This is a genomic window from Nocardia sp. NPDC004151 (genome assembly GCF_042874235.1).
Taxonomy (GTDB): Bacteria; Actinomycetota; Actinomycetes; order Mycobacteriales; family Mycobacteriaceae; genus Nocardia.
Genome location: NZ_JBIAMR010000007.1, coordinates 52,117 through 66,018 on the forward strand (window position 1 = coordinate 52,117; position 13,902 = coordinate 66,018).

13 protein-coding genes are annotated in these 13,902 nt (G+C 70.6%); 10 read left to right on the forward strand and 3 right to left on the reverse strand.

Translation table 11 applies throughout. The features are described 5' to 3' along the window. Window positions 1-58: 58 nt before the first annotated feature. Window positions 59-1,363, forward strand: a complete 1,305-nt coding sequence (locus tag ACFYTS_RS17450) for a carotenoid oxygenase family protein (RefSeq protein WP_387305273.1) — start codon at window positions 59-61, stop codon at window positions 1,361-1,363. A 29-nt stretch (window positions 1,364-1,392) separates the two neighbouring features. Here ACFYTS_RS17450 and ACFYTS_RS17455 read toward each other — a convergent pair whose 3' ends face one another. The 3 genes from ACFYTS_RS17455 to ACFYTS_RS17465 all read right to left on the reverse strand — a co-directional run bounded on the left by ACFYTS_RS17455 (window position 1,393) and on the right by ACFYTS_RS17465 (window position 4,452). Continuing rightward, window positions 1,393-2,928: a hypothetical protein gene (locus tag ACFYTS_RS17455; RefSeq protein WP_387305276.1), complete on the reverse strand. Its 1,536-nt coding sequence runs from the start codon at window positions 2,926-2,928 to the stop codon at window positions 1,393-1,395. Continuing rightward, window positions 2,928-3,554, reverse strand: a complete 627-nt coding sequence (locus ACFYTS_RS17460) for a hypothetical protein (RefSeq protein WP_387305278.1) — start codon at window positions 3,552-3,554, stop codon at window positions 2,928-2,930. Before ACFYTS_RS17460 ends, ACFYTS_RS17455 begins: the two co-directional genes overlap by 1 nt. Window positions 3,555-3,735: 181 nt before the next feature. Continuing rightward, window positions 3,736-4,452, reverse strand: a complete 717-nt coding sequence (locus ACFYTS_RS17465; RefSeq protein ID WP_387305280.1) for a hypothetical protein — start codon at window positions 4,450-4,452, stop codon at window positions 3,736-3,738. Window positions 4,453-4,661: 209 nt separating this feature from the next. Here ACFYTS_RS17465 and ACFYTS_RS17470 point away from each other — a divergent pair, with 209 nt between their 5' ends. From ACFYTS_RS17470 to ACFYTS_RS17510, 9 genes are read left to right on the forward strand one after another with little or no spacing between them, the layout of a single operon-like run. Next, entirely contained in the window at window positions 4,662-5,888 is a 1,227-nt protein-coding gene (locus tag ACFYTS_RS17470) for an ATP-grasp domain-containing protein (protein ID WP_387305282.1), read from the forward strand. Further along, a complete protein-coding gene (locus tag ACFYTS_RS17475) occupies window positions 5,885-6,739 on the forward strand; it encodes a hypothetical protein (RefSeq protein ID WP_387305283.1) in 855 nt (284 codons plus the stop codon). Before ACFYTS_RS17470 ends, ACFYTS_RS17475 begins: the two co-directional genes overlap by 4 nt. Next, complete coding sequence (locus ACFYTS_RS17480) at window positions 6,727-7,788, forward strand: PLP-dependent cysteine synthase family protein (RefSeq protein WP_387305285.1); 1,062 nt, start codon at window positions 6,727-6,729, stop codon at window positions 7,786-7,788. Before ACFYTS_RS17475 ends, ACFYTS_RS17480 begins: the two co-directional genes overlap by 13 nt. Then, on the forward strand, window positions 7,785-8,828 hold the full coding sequence (locus ACFYTS_RS17485) for an enolase C-terminal domain-like protein (protein ID WP_387305287.1): 1,044 nt from the start codon (window positions 7,785-7,787) through the stop codon (window positions 8,826-8,828). The genes ACFYTS_RS17480 and ACFYTS_RS17485 overlap by 4 nt, the downstream gene beginning before the upstream one ends. Beyond that, window positions 8,825-10,144, forward strand: a complete 1,320-nt coding sequence (locus ACFYTS_RS17490) for an MFS transporter (RefSeq protein WP_387305289.1) — start codon at window positions 8,825-8,827, stop codon at window positions 10,142-10,144. The genes ACFYTS_RS17485 and ACFYTS_RS17490 overlap by 4 nt, the downstream gene beginning before the upstream one ends. Then, a complete protein-coding gene (locus ACFYTS_RS17495; protein WP_387305291.1) occupies window positions 10,141-10,986 on the forward strand; it encodes a class I SAM-dependent methyltransferase in 846 nt (281 codons plus the stop codon). The genes ACFYTS_RS17490 and ACFYTS_RS17495 overlap by 4 nt, the downstream gene beginning before the upstream one ends. After that, window positions 10,983-11,972, forward strand: coding sequence for a hypothetical protein (locus ACFYTS_RS17500; protein ID WP_387305293.1), 990 nt, complete (start codon window positions 10,983-10,985; stop codon window positions 11,970-11,972). The genes ACFYTS_RS17495 and ACFYTS_RS17500 overlap by 4 nt, the downstream gene beginning before the upstream one ends. Further along, complete coding sequence (locus tag ACFYTS_RS17505) at window positions 11,969-12,817, forward strand: ABC transporter ATP-binding protein (protein WP_387305295.1); 849 nt, start codon at window positions 11,969-11,971, stop codon at window positions 12,815-12,817. The genes ACFYTS_RS17500 and ACFYTS_RS17505 overlap by 4 nt, the downstream gene beginning before the upstream one ends. Next, a complete protein-coding gene (locus ACFYTS_RS17510; RefSeq protein WP_387305297.1) occupies window positions 12,814-13,899 on the forward strand; it encodes a FecCD family ABC transporter permease in 1,086 nt (361 codons plus the stop codon). Before ACFYTS_RS17505 ends, ACFYTS_RS17510 begins: the two co-directional genes overlap by 4 nt. The last annotated feature ends 3 nt before the right edge of the window (window positions 13,900-13,902 follow it).

The following is a 13,902-nucleotide window of genomic DNA, read 5'->3' on the forward strand; positions in this document are numbered from 1 at the left end:
TCAGAACTGGAATGTCGCAGCCGTGAGCACCCCGCTGCTCGGGCAGAAGGTATCGATCATGACTACTCCTCCTCATCTCTCGGGCAACTACGCACCGGTCCCCGACGAGATCACCGCCTTCGAATTGCCCTGCACCGGAACGATTCCCGAGGACCTCAACGGCTGGTTCGTGCGTAACGGGCCCAACCCGCACGACGCCGCCTCCCCGCACTGGTTCTTCGGCGACGGCATGGTGCACGGCGTACGCCTCGAGGGCGGCCGCGCGGTGTCCTACCGCAATCGGTGGGTGCGGACCACCCGGTTCACCGACGGCGCGCAGGGCATCGACGCGCAGGGCAACCGCGACTACGCCGCGGGCGCGGCCAACACCCACATCGTCCGGCACGCGGGCCGCAGCTTCGCCCTCGTCGAATCCTCGTTCCCCTACGAACTGACCAGCGAGCTGGACACCGTGGGCCCCTACGACTTCGACGGCAAGCTCACCACCGCCATGACCGCGCACCCCAAGACCTGCGCGGTCACCGGGGAACTGCACTTCTTCGGCTACGACTTCCGCGAGCCCTACCTGACCTACCATCGCGCCGACGCCGCGGGCAATCTCGAACTCAGCCGCGCCATCGACGTCCCGGCCGCCACCATGCACCACGACTTCGCCCTCACCGCGAAGCATGTGCTGTTCCTGGATCTGCCGGTGGTGTTCGACATGCAGACCGCGACGTCCGGCGGGTCCATGCCGTTCCGGTGGAGCGACGACTATCAGGCGCGCATCGGGGTGCTGCGCCGCGACGACCCGCACGGCCCGGTGCGCTGGTTCGACATCGAACCCTGCTACGTCTTCCACACCCTCAACGCCCACGATGACGCGGGCCGGATCGTGCTGTACGCCATGCGCTATCCGAGCATGTGGCGCGACACCTCACAGGGCTTCGACACCGGCGCGAACCTGTGGCGCTGGACCCTCGACCTCGCCACCGGGGCCGTCCACGAGGAACGGATCGACGACCGGATCGCCGAATTCCCGCGCATCGACGACCGATTGGCGGGGCTCGACGCCCGCTACGGCCACGCCTCGGTCTCCAGCGGCGGCACCGGCGCGCTGCTGCGCTACGACCTGCACACGGGGTCGAGCACCGTCCACGACTTCGGTCCCGGCCGAGTGCCCGCCGAAGCCGCGTTCGCGGCGGCCGACGAAACCCCCGGCGGGGCGGGCTATCTCATGACCTACGTCTACGACGCCGCGGAAAACAGCAGTGACCTGGTCATTCTCGATGCCGACGACCTCGGTGGAGAGCCGATCGGCACCATCCGCCTGCCGCGCCGCGTGCCGCACGGGTTCCACGGGAACTGGCTGCCCGACCTCTGATTCCTCGGTCGGACAGCCGTTCTCCGCCGTCAGTGCGCGCGGGGGAGCGTCACCGCGAGGGCGTCGACGGCGAAGCCGGTCGTGGTGACGCGGACCGCCGTGTCGGTGAGACGGCGGTCGCCCAGGGTGGTCCGGACGAACTGGCGGACCGCTTCGGGTTGTTCGGCGAGCGTGGCCAGGGTGGCCGCGGGGACCTCGATGGCGCCGTCGAAACCCCGTGGCTGATCGGTGATTCCGGCGGCCTGCACGGTCTGGCGGAGTCCGTCGACGGTGTGCAGGATCAGATCCAGCCGACTGCCGTCGGCGAACTCCAGCCGCAACGGCGTGGGCGAGACCGCGAGATCGAAGTTCTCGATCCGCGCTCCCACACCAGACGGGGTCTGGCCCGCATAGGTGTAGGGGGATACGGGCACGCTGTCGTCGACCGCATGGTCCGCGGGTGTGTTGTCCAGGATCTTGCCCGCCAGCGGCTGATCGGTGGGGACGAAGTCCCAGCGCTCGGCGGTCAGCGTCTTCACCCAGTACCCGGTGCGCCCGTCGGCGACGCCCTCCACGCGCAGTTCGCGTGCGGCCGAGCCGATCCCGGTCTTGTGCACCGAGACACGGTCGGTGATCTGCCCGGGGATCTTGGGCTGCGCGGTCCACTCGGGCGCGGGCAGCTGGATCGCGGCGTAGTGGTCGTCGATGCGCTCCGAGAGCATGTCGGGCGCTTCGGGGCGGCCGCGCTGGTCCTCGTAGGAGTAGCGGAAGAAGACCTTGTCCGCGCCGGAGATGTCGAAGTCGTACAGGCGCGTGTAGAGGTCGCCGAAGCGGTTCACCACCAGGGTGGTCGAGCCGCTGGTGGAGATGCCGACCGCCCGGAAACGGCCGCCGGCCGGGGTGGACATCTCGTAGCTGTGGTCCAGCGGTAGCCACGGGTCCACGTAGTGGATGCGATGGCCGTCGTCGGTGAGCGCGTACACGTGCGACACCTTGGCCCCGCCCACCGTATGGTCGTTGCCCGCGATATCGCGCCAGACGTGGTCCTCGTTGGGGGAGAGCACCGACCAGGTCCACGCCGTCGTGCCCGCCGGCAGGGTGTTGCCCGGACCGGTCCACAGCGGCGAGCCGTAACGGCTGGACCAGTTCCAGTCCTTGGGGGCGCTGAGAATACGGTCCATGGTGAAGAAGCGGCCGTCGACATCGATGGCCATCAGCTCGTCGTCGTCGGCCGAGACCCCGGCGACGCGTCCCGCCAGGCAGCCCGGCAGCGGCAGCGTGCGCCAACCGCCCTGCGCGGCGGCCGGTTTGACGTAGATCGCGCCGTCGCGCGTGGCGAAGGACCAGCGGCGATTGAACGTCTCCGCGGTGCCGCGCAGCAGGACCCGATCCGGCAGGGCGACGGTGGCGGCGGGGAACGCGTCCAGGCCCGCGGTGGTTTCGTCCGCACCCGGCTCGGGGGTTCCGACAGTGCCGAGGAGATCGCAGGCGGGGGCGGCGGTGGCCGCCTGCTGCGGCACGGCGAGGGTGAACGCGAGTCCGGCGGCGGCCGCGAGCACGCCGTGACGCAGGGACAGATCGGTCATCACAGCCACCCGAGGGCGCCGAAGATCGCGATCGCGAGCGCGTCGACGCCCAGGATCGCGCCGACGGCGATGGCCTTGGCCCGCACGGTCGGCAGGTCGTACACGAAGAAGCAGGCCGCGAAGAACGGCACGTAGCCGACCAGCCAGATCAGGAACGGGAAGCCCGCGTGCCACCAGGACCAGTCCCAGGTCAGCACGCCCATCTTGTTGAGCAGCACCTCGACCCCGACCGCGGCCGCGGAGTTCAGCGCGATCAGCACCGGCCGGTTGGGCAGCCCGAGAATGCGAGTCTCCTTGGGCGGCAGCATCTTCGCCGCGGCGATGCCCATGATGGCGAACATGAAGCAGATCTCGATGTTCAACCCGATGAGAATCTGATAGGCCGTGGGCCCGGACGCAGCCCACACCGGCGCCCGCCCGGTGCCGTGGAAGACCAGCGAGTTCCAGATCTCGTTGAACAGGTCCATGCCCCACAGCGCCAGGCCCGCGAACAGCACGTTCCAGTTCCGCCGCTCGACCTCGGTGGCGTAGATATAGATGACGACCAGCAACAGTGGAATCACGTACCACTTGAATTGGCTGCTGTCCCGCAATAGCTCGAGCGCCACACGCGCGTGATCGGTCACCGCTGAACCCTCCCTCACCAATTGAGCTCAGCGAGTGTGTTACAAATCACCGGCGAATGTCAACCTGTAAGCCGCATTCGCTTCGGCCGTGCGGGCGCTCGGGGTGAAGGGTCGCGGTGGGCGCGGAACGGACCGCGGTACAGGGAGTGTGGCCGCGATCCGCTCCGGTCGGGGACCCGCCTCAGCTCGCCGGCTTCGGCGCCGTCATCGCCTGGTTGATGGTGGTGAAGTACTGTGCCGCGGCGAGGACGGCGGCCGGTGCGGTCACGAAGATCTGCCCGGCGACGGTGCCGAGGAAGCCGACGGCCGCCGCGCCCGCGAGGCAGCCCGCGACCGCGCCCGGCAACGCGCCGAACATGGCGGTGAGCGCACCGGTGAGGGTGGCTCCGGTGGCGCCGCCGATGAGGCAGCCGACGGCCGCTCCGCCGAGGCCGCCGACCAGGGTGCCGACGGTGGCGCCCATGCTGATGGTGCTGGTCATGCGGCTCCACGCGGCCTGTTCGCGTTCATAGGCGTTCTTCCAGGGCGCCTGATCCTCGAAGGGAAGTGCCACCGGCCGATATTCGGCGTGCCGCAGGTCGAACCGGGGGGTGAGGGTCGCGGTGCGGTCGTGGATGTCCGCGTCGATGGGGAAGACGAAATCGTCCACCCGGAACGACAATTCCGTGCCGCCCAGCGTGCTGCCATCGGGGGCGACGATCGTGAAGACGCCCTTGTCGGACACGAGTGATCCGGCGGAGGTCCGGATGACCGTACTGGTCTCTCCGACGGTCGCGGTGTAGTCGATCGCGCCGGAGCCGTCGGTTGGGGCGGCGGTCGCGGTGGCCGCGCCGATGCTCGCGACGGTCATGAGCAGTGCCGCGGACAGGGCGGCGGGACGGGCAGGGGAATACCCCATGTGACTGACCTCGAGTTCTCATCAGGTGTGGTGTGGCACGCCGGGTTGTGGTGATCGGCCTTGGCTCGCATGCGTATCGGCTCGGCCCGGCGCTGGGAGAGATTACGGGTTTACAGAGATAATGACAATCATTATCGTTAAGGCCCGTCAATCAGTTCCGAGGAGGCCGAGTGGGACATCTGCTGATGATCGAGAGTTGGGTCGGGTCGATGAGTACCTTGCTGCCGCAAGCGATCCGGGAGCGCGGGGACCGGTTCAGCTTCCTGACCCGCGACCTGCGGCACTATGTGCGAGCAGCGCCGGGCGCCGGGCATCCGCTGCTCGGCGCCGCGAATATCGTGACGGCCGAGACGAACTCCGAGGCGGCGCTGCTGCCGTGGGTGCGGCGGTTGCACGAGGTCCTGGAGTTCGACGGCGTGCTGTCCTCCTGCGACTACTACCTGCCGGCGGTCGCGGCGGTCGCGGCCGAGCTGGGCCTGCCGGGGCCGAGCCGCGAGGCCGTGGCGGCGGCATGTGACAAAGCCCGAACCCGCCGGATCTGCGGCGCCGCAGGCGTTCCCGGGCCGGAATTCGCCGTGGCGGCCACCGCCGCCGCAGCGCTGGAGGCCGCGGAGCGGATCGGCTACCCGGTGGTGGTGAAGCCCGTCGACCTGTGCGGCGGAATGTTCGTGCGTCGCGTGGACGACGCCGCGCAGCTACGCGCGGCCCTCGGCGAGATCGCCGGATTCCCGGTGAACGCGCGCGGACAGCAGCGCGCCGCCGAGGCGCTGGTGGAGCAGCACCTCGAAGGACCCGAATTCAGTGTGGAGACCGTCACTTTCGACGGGCACACCACGGTCGTCGGCATCACCGACAAGCAGCTCACCGGCGCGCCATGGTTCATCGAAGCCGGACATATGTTCCCGGCGCTGCTGGAACCCGCCGCGGAATCGGCCATCGCCGATGTCGCACGCGCCGCGATCGCCGCTCTGGGACTGGACAATACGGTCGCGCACGTCGAGATCAAGCTGACGGCGAGCGGCCCTCGGCTGGTGGAGGTGAATCCGCGGCCGGCGGGCAATCGCATCACCGAGCTGGTGCGCCGGGTGACCGGTATCGACCTGGCCGCGGTGTGCGCGGATCTGGCGCTGGGCCGGGCGCCGGATCTGACCACCGCGCCGACCGGTGTCGGCAGCGCGGCGATCGCCTTCCTGGTGCCGCGGGAATCCGGCGTCCTCGAAGGCGTTTCCGGTGCCGAGGACTGGGAGCTGGACACCCGCATCGTGGACTACGACCTGGCCGCGCCCGGTACCCGGGTGCGGTCCGCGCAGAACAACAACGGCTACCTCGCGCACGTGATGGTCGCCGAGGAGAAGGCCGGGGTGGCCGGGGAGTCGGCGCGTGCGCTGATCGACGCGCTGCGGGTCTCCTACGCCGAGGCCGCGGTGGCCCGGTGACCGACAGCCCCCTCGCCCGGCCGATCACCCTGGACGAGTTGATCTCCTCGGTCCGTGCCGGCCGCATCGGTCCCGAGCCGGCCACCGTGACGGTGGCCGCCGCCTTCCTCACCCTGCACAGCACCCGCCACGTCGGCCGGAACCAGCGGTACCGCAATGAGATTCTCAGTATCCGGGTCGGCGCCGCCGTGGGTTCGTGCGCCTTCGAACCCGGTGACGGGTCCGATCATGTGACCGCCGTCGGCGAGTGCGTCGGTGCGAGCATCGCCGACCTGCTGGACCATCCGCTGCCCGCCGTGCGGATCGCCGCACTGGACGCCTATCTGATGCACGCCCATCCGCATCCCGATGCCGGAGGCGTGCGCGGTGAGCCGGTTGTCGTGGCGGGGGAGTCCTCGTTGGCGAAATCGCGGACCCGGGCCGCCGGGGTGGTCGATCTGCTGCCCCGGGGTGTGCGCAGGGTCCTGGTGATCGGTGTGGTGAATTCCCTGCTGGCGCAGCTGCGCGGCCGAGGCATCGGCTACATCCCCTGCGACCTGGCGGGCGGCGTCACCGAATGGGGTGAGCCGGTGCGCACCTCGGCCGGCGCGATCGACGAACCCTACGATGCCTTGCTGGTCACCGGAATGTGCCTGAGCAATGCGAGTTTCGATGAACTGCTGACACGGGCCCGGGCACGCGATGTGCCGATGGTGATGTTCGCGCAGACCGGCAGCGCGGTGCTGCCGTGGTTCCTGGGCGGGCCCGGGCTGACCGCGGTCGCCGCGGAGCCGTACCCGTTCTTCTCGCTCGACGGCGGTCCGAGCACCCATTTCCACTATCGCGGCGGGGAGTTCGCATGCGGCGCCTAGCAACACCCGCACAGGCCGGCCTGTTGCACCTGATCGGCGGAACGCCGATGGCGTGGATACCGGCGGGCGACGCCGGCGTCGGGTACCGGGCCAAGCTGGAATCGGCCGGAATCGGCGGTATGAAGGCCCGCGCGGCGATCTCGCTGCTGTCCGGTGCGGTCGCGCGGGGCGAGTTGGCGCCTGGTGCGCCGGTGGTCGAATCCACCAGCGGCACCTTGGGTATGGGGCTGGCCTTGGCCGCCCGCGCGCTCGGGCATCCGGTCGTACTGGTCGTCGACGACGAGCTGGAACCGGATATGCGTGCCCTGTTCACCGCCTACGGCGTACGGCTCGAGGTGGTCGAACGCCCGCATGCCGTGGGCGGCTGGCAGCGGGCGCGCCTGGATCGGCTGACCGAGGTGCTCGCGGCCACGCCCGGCGCGTATTGGCCCGACCAGTACGACAATCCGGACAACGCCGCCGGGTACGCCGCCATGGCACAGGAGATCATCGACCAGGTCGAGACCGTCGATGTCCTGGTGGCGACGGTGGGTTCGGGCGGCCACTGCGCCGGACTCACCCGGGTCCTGCGACAGCGCTGGCCCGGATTGCGCGTGATCGGGGTGGACTCGGTCGGCTCGCGGATCTTCGGCCAGCCCGCCCGGCACCGGGTCATGCGGGGCCTCGGCAGCAGCATCCTGCCCCGCAATGTGGTCTATTCGGACTACGACGAGGTGCATTGGGTCGGCCCGGTCGAGGCCGTCGCCTCCTGCCGAGCCGTGGCGGCGCGTTCCTGCGTGGCGGGTGGATGGAGTACCGGCGCGGCCGCGCTGGTGGCCGGATGGGCCGCCCGGCGTGAACCCGGAGCACATGTCGTGACCGTCTTCCCGGACGGGCCGCACCGCTACCTGCGCACCATCTATGACGACGAATGGTGTGCCGCGCGTGGGCTGCTGGGCGTCGCCGCGACCGATCCGGTCGAGATCGCGGTACCGGACGCGGTCGAGGTCGAGGGCTGGGCGCGGTGCGGCGTGGTTCGCGACCCGGCCGCGGCGGGGGCGCCGGTATGAGACTCGATTCTCGAGTGTCCCGGCTGCGGCTGGCCGAGCCGCTGCGGATCTCGCGCGCCGCGATGAGTGAGCGCGATGCGGTGTGGGTAAGGCTCTCGCACAACGGGATTCACGGCAGCGGGGAGGTGGTGACGAGCCCGCGGCTCGGACTGGACGTCCCGGCCATCGAGCGGGCGCTGGCCGTGGCCGTGGAATGGATGGGGGACGACCCGCATCCCGGCCGCCTGCCGAAGCGGTTGCCCGAACTCCGAATCCGATTGCGCAACGCCTTGCCGGTGGCCGCCGCTGTCGATTCCGCCATCCACGACTGGTTGGCCGTCGCGGCCGGGGTCCCGCTGTGCGAACTGCTCGGCATGCCCGCCTGGAACCGGGTGCCGACGGCCTACACGATCGGCATCGTGCCGGCCCCGGACGCGGGCCGTACGGCAGCGCGCCTGGTCCGCGCGGGGTTCACCACGATCAAGGTCAAGCTGGGAGCCGCCGATCCGGCCGACGATATCGCGCGGGTGGCGGCGATCCGGGCCGCCGCTCCCGCGGCCGCGTTGCTGCTGGATCCCAATGGCGCGTGGGACACCGACACCGCGGTCGCCGTGCTCGGCCGTCTCGCCGAGTTCGGGATCGCCGCGGTGGAGCAACCGGTTCCGGCCGGGGCTCCGGACGAGCTGGCGCTGGTCGCGAAGTCCGTGCCGATACCGGTCATCGCCGACGAAGACGCCGGCACCCGCGCCGATCTCGACGCGCTACCCGGCGGAATCGGCGGCATCAACATCAAACTCGCCGAATGCGGCGGACTGGACGCGGCGCTGTCGATGATCGACTGGGCGGGTCGGCGCGGGGTGGCCGTCATGCTCGGCTGCCAGGCGTCGACCTCGCTGAGCATCGCCGCCGCGGCGCATCTGAGCGGTGCCGCGCGCTGGGTCGACCTGGACGGGCATCTGCTCATCACCGGCGATCCCTGGCAGGGGCTCGGCGGGGCGGACGGGCTACTGCTGCGGCCCGCGGGCCCAGGGCTCGGCGTCCGACCCGGCGGTGAACGATGAACACCCTCAGGCTCTTCCGGTCGTTTCCGCTGTTGGTTCGGCTGCTGCTGGTGAACCAGCTGGCCGGCAACACCGGCTTCTACATGCTCATGCCGTTCCTCGCGGGCTACCTGCTCACCGACGTGCGCCTGTCGGCGGCGGTGGTGGGCGTGGTGCTCGGCGTGCGGAATCTGAGCCAGCAGGGCCTGTTCCTGGTCGGCGGCGCGATCTCCGACCGGCTCGGCGCCCGCGGCGTGATCATCGTCGGCGCGGCGATCCGGGCCGTCGGATTCGCACTGTTCGCCGCCGGTGGGTCATTGGCGGTGGTGCTGGCGGCCTCGGTGCTGACCGGATTCGCCGGTGCGCTCTTCAATCCGGCCGTGCGCGCCTATATCGCCCGCGACGGCGCCGACCGCGCCGCCACGGCGTTCGCACTGTTCAACGTGTTCGGCAATGTGGGTTCGGCGGTCGGGCCGCTGGCCGGAACGGTGCTGGTGGCCATGGGATTCCGGCTCACCGCCGCGGTGGCGGCCGGAATCTTCGTGCTGCTCACCATAGCGCAACTGGTGTTCCTGCCCGCGCGCCCGGTGCCGCCCGCCGACCACGGGGTGCTGCACGATCTGCGAAATCTGGTCTCCCACCGCGCCTTCTGGGCTTTCGCGGCCGCCTCGGCGGGCATGTTCGCGCTGCAGAGTCAGAGCTATTTCATCCTGACCCTGCAGGCGCGGCGGGTCGCCGGTCCGCACGCCACCGGGGCGGTGGCGGCGCTGTTCCTGGTCGACACCGCCGTGATCCTGCTGCTGCAAGTGCGGATCACCCAGCGTTTCGCACGGGGGGAACGCGGACCCGCGATGGCCGCGGGGATGGCCGTCATGGGCCTCGCGTTCGTGATTCCGCCGCTGGCCGCGCCGCTCATCGACGGGGGCGGCGGCGGTGTCGTGGCCACGTCGCTGCGCATGGTCCCGATTCTCGCCGCGGTCGTGGTCCTCACGGTGGGCGCGATGATCGTGCAGCCCTTCGTCAACGAACTTGTCGCCGCGTTCGGCGGTGCCCGCCTGACCGGGACCTATTTCGGTGCCTTCTATCTCGTGTCCGGCGTGTGCACCGTCTGCTTGACGGCGCTGGTCGGTGCGGCGGTGGACCGGGGCGGCGGTCCGCTGGCGTGGTGGCCCGCCGGGCTCTGCGCGGGCACCGGGCTGCTGGCCGCCGTCGCGGTGAGCGCGCTCCACCACGGTCGGCTCCTTCCCGTGGCCGACATCGAAAAACCCAGTGAAACAGCGGTCTCCGTCGCCACGGCGGCGACCGCTCCCGACACCGAAAGCCGAGACCCACGATGACCTGCCCGACCGAGGGCCCGGTGCTCGCCACCGAGAATCTGCTGACCGACAATCCGGCGCTGTACGAACGCACCTTCCCCGACAGCGGCCACCGCAACGCCCGGTTCGTCCACGATCTGGTCACCGAATTCGGCACGCCGCCCGACAGCACGGCGATGCGGCTGCTGGACGTCGGTTCCGGCACCGGCCGCGACGCCGCGCGGCTGGCCGAACTGGGCTATGTCGTGACGGCCGTCGACATTTCGCCCCGCATGGTCGCCTATGCCCGGGCGAAGTATCCCGGTATCGCGTTCGAGGTCGGCGATGCGCGCCGGTCCGGCACCCGCGAGCCGATGGACGTGGTCACCTGCCTGGGCAGCACGCTGTTGCACCTGCACTCGAGCGCCGATGTGGCCGCAGCGCTCACCGGATTCGCCGACTGCCTGCGGCCGTGCGGACTGCTCGTGCTCGAAATGCGCAGCGGCGCCTTCCTGCTCACCGATCGCGGCCGCCGCGAGCTGCTCGACGAGGTGTCCGTCCGCGAGATCGAGTGGGAGGGGGTCGCCTACACCTCTCGTACCGCGCTGTCGGTGGACCTGTCCGCGCAGCTGTTGCGGCGGCGGCGCGAATGGACCTGGGTGGGAGGCGAACCCGTGGTCCAGCACACGGCGTGGCGGCTGCTGTTCCCCGAGGAGCTCCGATACCTGTTGCACACCAGCGGATTCGACGTCCTGGCCATGTTCGACGAGCCGGGTCCGCTCACCGAACCCGCCTGGCCGGGCGACGGCACCCGATCCGCCGCCCTGACCGGTGACCGTCTCCATGTGATCGCCCGCCGGAGCGAGCAGACGGGCACGCGGTGAGCACATCGATGCGCACCGGGGTGGGCAGCGCGTTCGGCAGTTGTGGCGAACTGCTGCAAGGCGTGACCGCCGGCGACGATCGCGACTTCCTGGTGACGCTGCCGATCCGGCAGGGCTCGGTCGCGGTGTTCGAGCCCGGCACGGGCGACGGTGAGATCGAGACGGTGCCGCCGCACAAGAGCAAAGCGCGCCGGCTGGCCGAACTCATGCTCGAACGGTCGGGTCACCGACAGCCGGGACGTCTGACGATCATCAGCGAACTTCCCGAGGGCAAAGGGCTGGCCAGCTCCACGGCCGACCTGGTCGCGGCGGCTCGCGCGATCGCCGACGCACAGGGCCGCGGTATCGCCGCCGCCGAGATCGAGGACCTGCTGCGCGGCATCGAACCCTCCGACGGCGTCATGTATCCCGGGTCGGTCGCCTTCTATCACCGCGAGGTGCGGCTGCTCGCCCGGCTGCCCGCGCTGCCGCCACTGACCATCGTCCTCGCCGACGAGGGCGGACAGCTCGACACGGTCGACTTCAACCGCCGCGCCAAACCCTTCACCGCGGCCGACAAGCGCGAATACACCCGGCTGCTCGGCGGTCTCACCGAGGCGTTGGCCCGGCGCGACCACCACCGCATCGGCGAGATCGCCACCCGCAGCGCGCTGATGAACTCGGTGCTGCGCGAACGCCCGCACCTGGACCTGGCGTGCCGGGCCGCGCGCGGTATGGGGGCGCTCGGGGTGGTGATCGCCCACAGCGGCACCGCCACCGGCATCCTGCTGGCCGACGACGATCCGGACTACCCGGGAAAACTGGCTGAAGCCCACCGGATCTCGGCGGAATACGGAACGGCGGTCAGCGTGCATCGCACCTGGCGTCCGCGCCCGCCGGACTGGCCGGGATCGGCGGGCCCGCCGATCACGATGCGACCGCGGGCCGAATCCCGGCCGAGCGCGGCGGCGGAGCATGGCCGCGGCGCGCGGGCGGTGGTCCGGTGATCAGCGCGACCGACATCCGCGTCGAATTCGGCGGCGCGGTGGTGTTGTCCGGTGTGGAACTCACCGCCGAAACCGGTTCCACCGTCGGACTGATCGGCCCCAACGGCTCCGGCAAATCCACCTTGCTGCGGGTGATCCACCGCGCGATCCGCCCTCGCACCGGCACCGTGCTGGTCGACGAGACCTCGGTGGACGCACTGCGCGGGCGAGCGCTGGCCGAACGCCTCGCGGTCGTCACCCAGGAAGCGCCCGCCGAGACGCCGATCACGGTGGCGGACATGGTCCTGCTGGGTCGCTCGCCCTGGGCCGGTGCGGTGCGGGGCTACGCCCGGACCGATCATGCCGCCGCGGCCGCGGCCCTGCATCGCGTCGGTGCGAGGCACCTCGCCGACCGCCCGTTCACCGCGCTGTCCGGCGGCGAACGCCAACGCGTGCTCATCGCCCGCGCCCTGGCCCAGCAAGCCGACCACCTGCTCCTCGACGAGCCCACCAACCACCTCGACATCCGATATCAGCACGAATTGCTCAGCCTGCTAGGAGAACTCGCGATCACCACGGTCATCGTCCTGCACGATCTCAATCTCGCCGCCCGCTACTGCGACCGGCTGGTCCTGCTCGATCGCGGCCGCGTCGCCGCAACTGGAACCGTCGACGAGGTGCTGACGTCCGAGCTCCTCGAACCCGTCTACGGCGTCAGCGTTCAGCGCTCGACCGCCTTCGATTCCCCGCAACTGCTGTTCGGCCCACGACGGCCACAGCCCGAGGCCATCGATCGGACCGGCGACCTGTCCGGCTCACCGGCTGGACGATCGGGTGAGCGGGTGGAACAGGGAGTGTCGCAATGACACTGATCCCCATCGCCACGAGCGAGGCTCCGCCCGACGATCTCGGGCACGCCCGGCGCAGATGGGTGTCGATCGCGTGGCTCACCGCACTGATGACCGTATTGCTGGCCGTGATCGTCTGCGCGTGCGGGATCGGCCCGGTCGCGGTGCCGCCGCTCACCGTCGCCCGCATTGTCGGCCATCACGTAGCCGGAGTCCCGGCGGCATCGGAGTGGACGGCGGCACAGGACGCCATCGTGTGGCGGGTGCGCGTACCGCGCGTGCTGCTGGGCGCCTTGGTCGGCGCCGGGCTGGCGGTCAGCGGAGCGGTGCTGCAGACCGTGGTGCGCAATGTGCTGGCCGATCCGCACATCCTCGGTGTCACGTCGGGGGCGTCCACTGGGGCGGCGCTGTCGCTGCTGTTCGGAGTCACCGCCGGGGCCGGGATGCTGTCCGGCAGTGCGTTTCTCGGAGCGCTCGCCGCGACCGTGCTGCTGTTCGCGGTGGCACGCAGTCATGGACAGGTGACCTCGCTGCGACTGCTGCTCGGCGGGGTGACCATCGGGTATGTCTTCTCGGCGGCGACCAGCTTCCTCATCTTCGCGTCGGACTCGCCGGAAGGCGCTCGCGCGGTGCTGTTCTGGCTGCTGGGTTCGCTCGGGTCCGCGGCCTGGCCCGCGGTCGCGACGACGACGGCCGCGGTGAGCGGGTGCGTGGTGGCGCTGTTTCTCATGGCCACGCGATTGGACGCGCTGGCCGTCGGCGACGACACCGCGCGCACCCTGGGCTTCGCGCCGACCCGGTGGCGGGTGGCCGCCCTCGCGGTGGTGTCGCTGTGCGTCGGGGCGGTGGTCGCGGTGGCCGGGGCCATCGGGTTCGTCGGACTGATCGTGCCGCACACCGCGCGACTGCTCGCCGGCGGTGGCCATCGCCGGCTGATCCCCGCGTCCGCCCTGCTGGGCGCGGTCTTCCTGGTGGTCGCCGATGTGGTGGCCCGAACCGCGTTCTCGCCCAGGGAATTACCGCTCGGCATCGTCACGGCGGTCGTCGGCGCACCCCTCCTGCTCGTTCTCATTCGCCGTTTTCGCAACCCCGTTGCCTGAACC

Excerpts from the sequence above, each read along its gene's own strand:
- ACFYTS_RS17470 (WP_387305282.1), top strand. The coding sequence starts at position 4,662 with ATGAGTACCTTGCTGCCGCAAGCGATCCGGGAGCGCGGGGACCGGTTC.
- ACFYTS_RS17455 (WP_387305276.1), bottom strand. The coding sequence starts at position 2,928 with ATGACCGATCTGTCCCTGCGTCACGGCGTGCTCGCGGCCGCCGCCGGA.
- ACFYTS_RS17465 (WP_387305280.1), bottom strand. The coding sequence starts at position 4,452 with ATGGGGTATTCCCCTGCCCGTCCCGCCGCCCTGTCCGCGGCACTGCTC.
- ACFYTS_RS17485 (WP_387305287.1), top strand. The coding sequence starts at position 7,785 with ATGAGACTCGATTCTCGAGTGTCCCGGCTGCGGCTGGCCGAGCCGCTG.
- ACFYTS_RS17480 (WP_387305285.1), top strand. The coding sequence starts at position 6,727 with ATGCGGCGCCTAGCAACACCCGCACAGGCCGGCCTGTTGCACCTGATC.
- ACFYTS_RS17495 (WP_387305291.1), top strand. The coding sequence starts at position 10,141 with ATGACCTGCCCGACCGAGGGCCCGGTGCTCGCCACCGAGAATCTGCTG.
- ACFYTS_RS17510 (WP_387305297.1), top strand. The coding sequence starts at position 12,814 with ATGACACTGATCCCCATCGCCACGAGCGAGGCTCCGCCCGACGATCTC.
- ACFYTS_RS17450 (WP_387305273.1), top strand. The coding sequence starts at position 59 with ATGACTACTCCTCCTCATCTCTCGGGCAACTACGCACCGGTCCCCGAC.
- ACFYTS_RS17490 (WP_387305289.1), top strand. The coding sequence starts at position 8,825 with ATGAACACCCTCAGGCTCTTCCGGTCGTTTCCGCTGTTGGTTCGGCTG.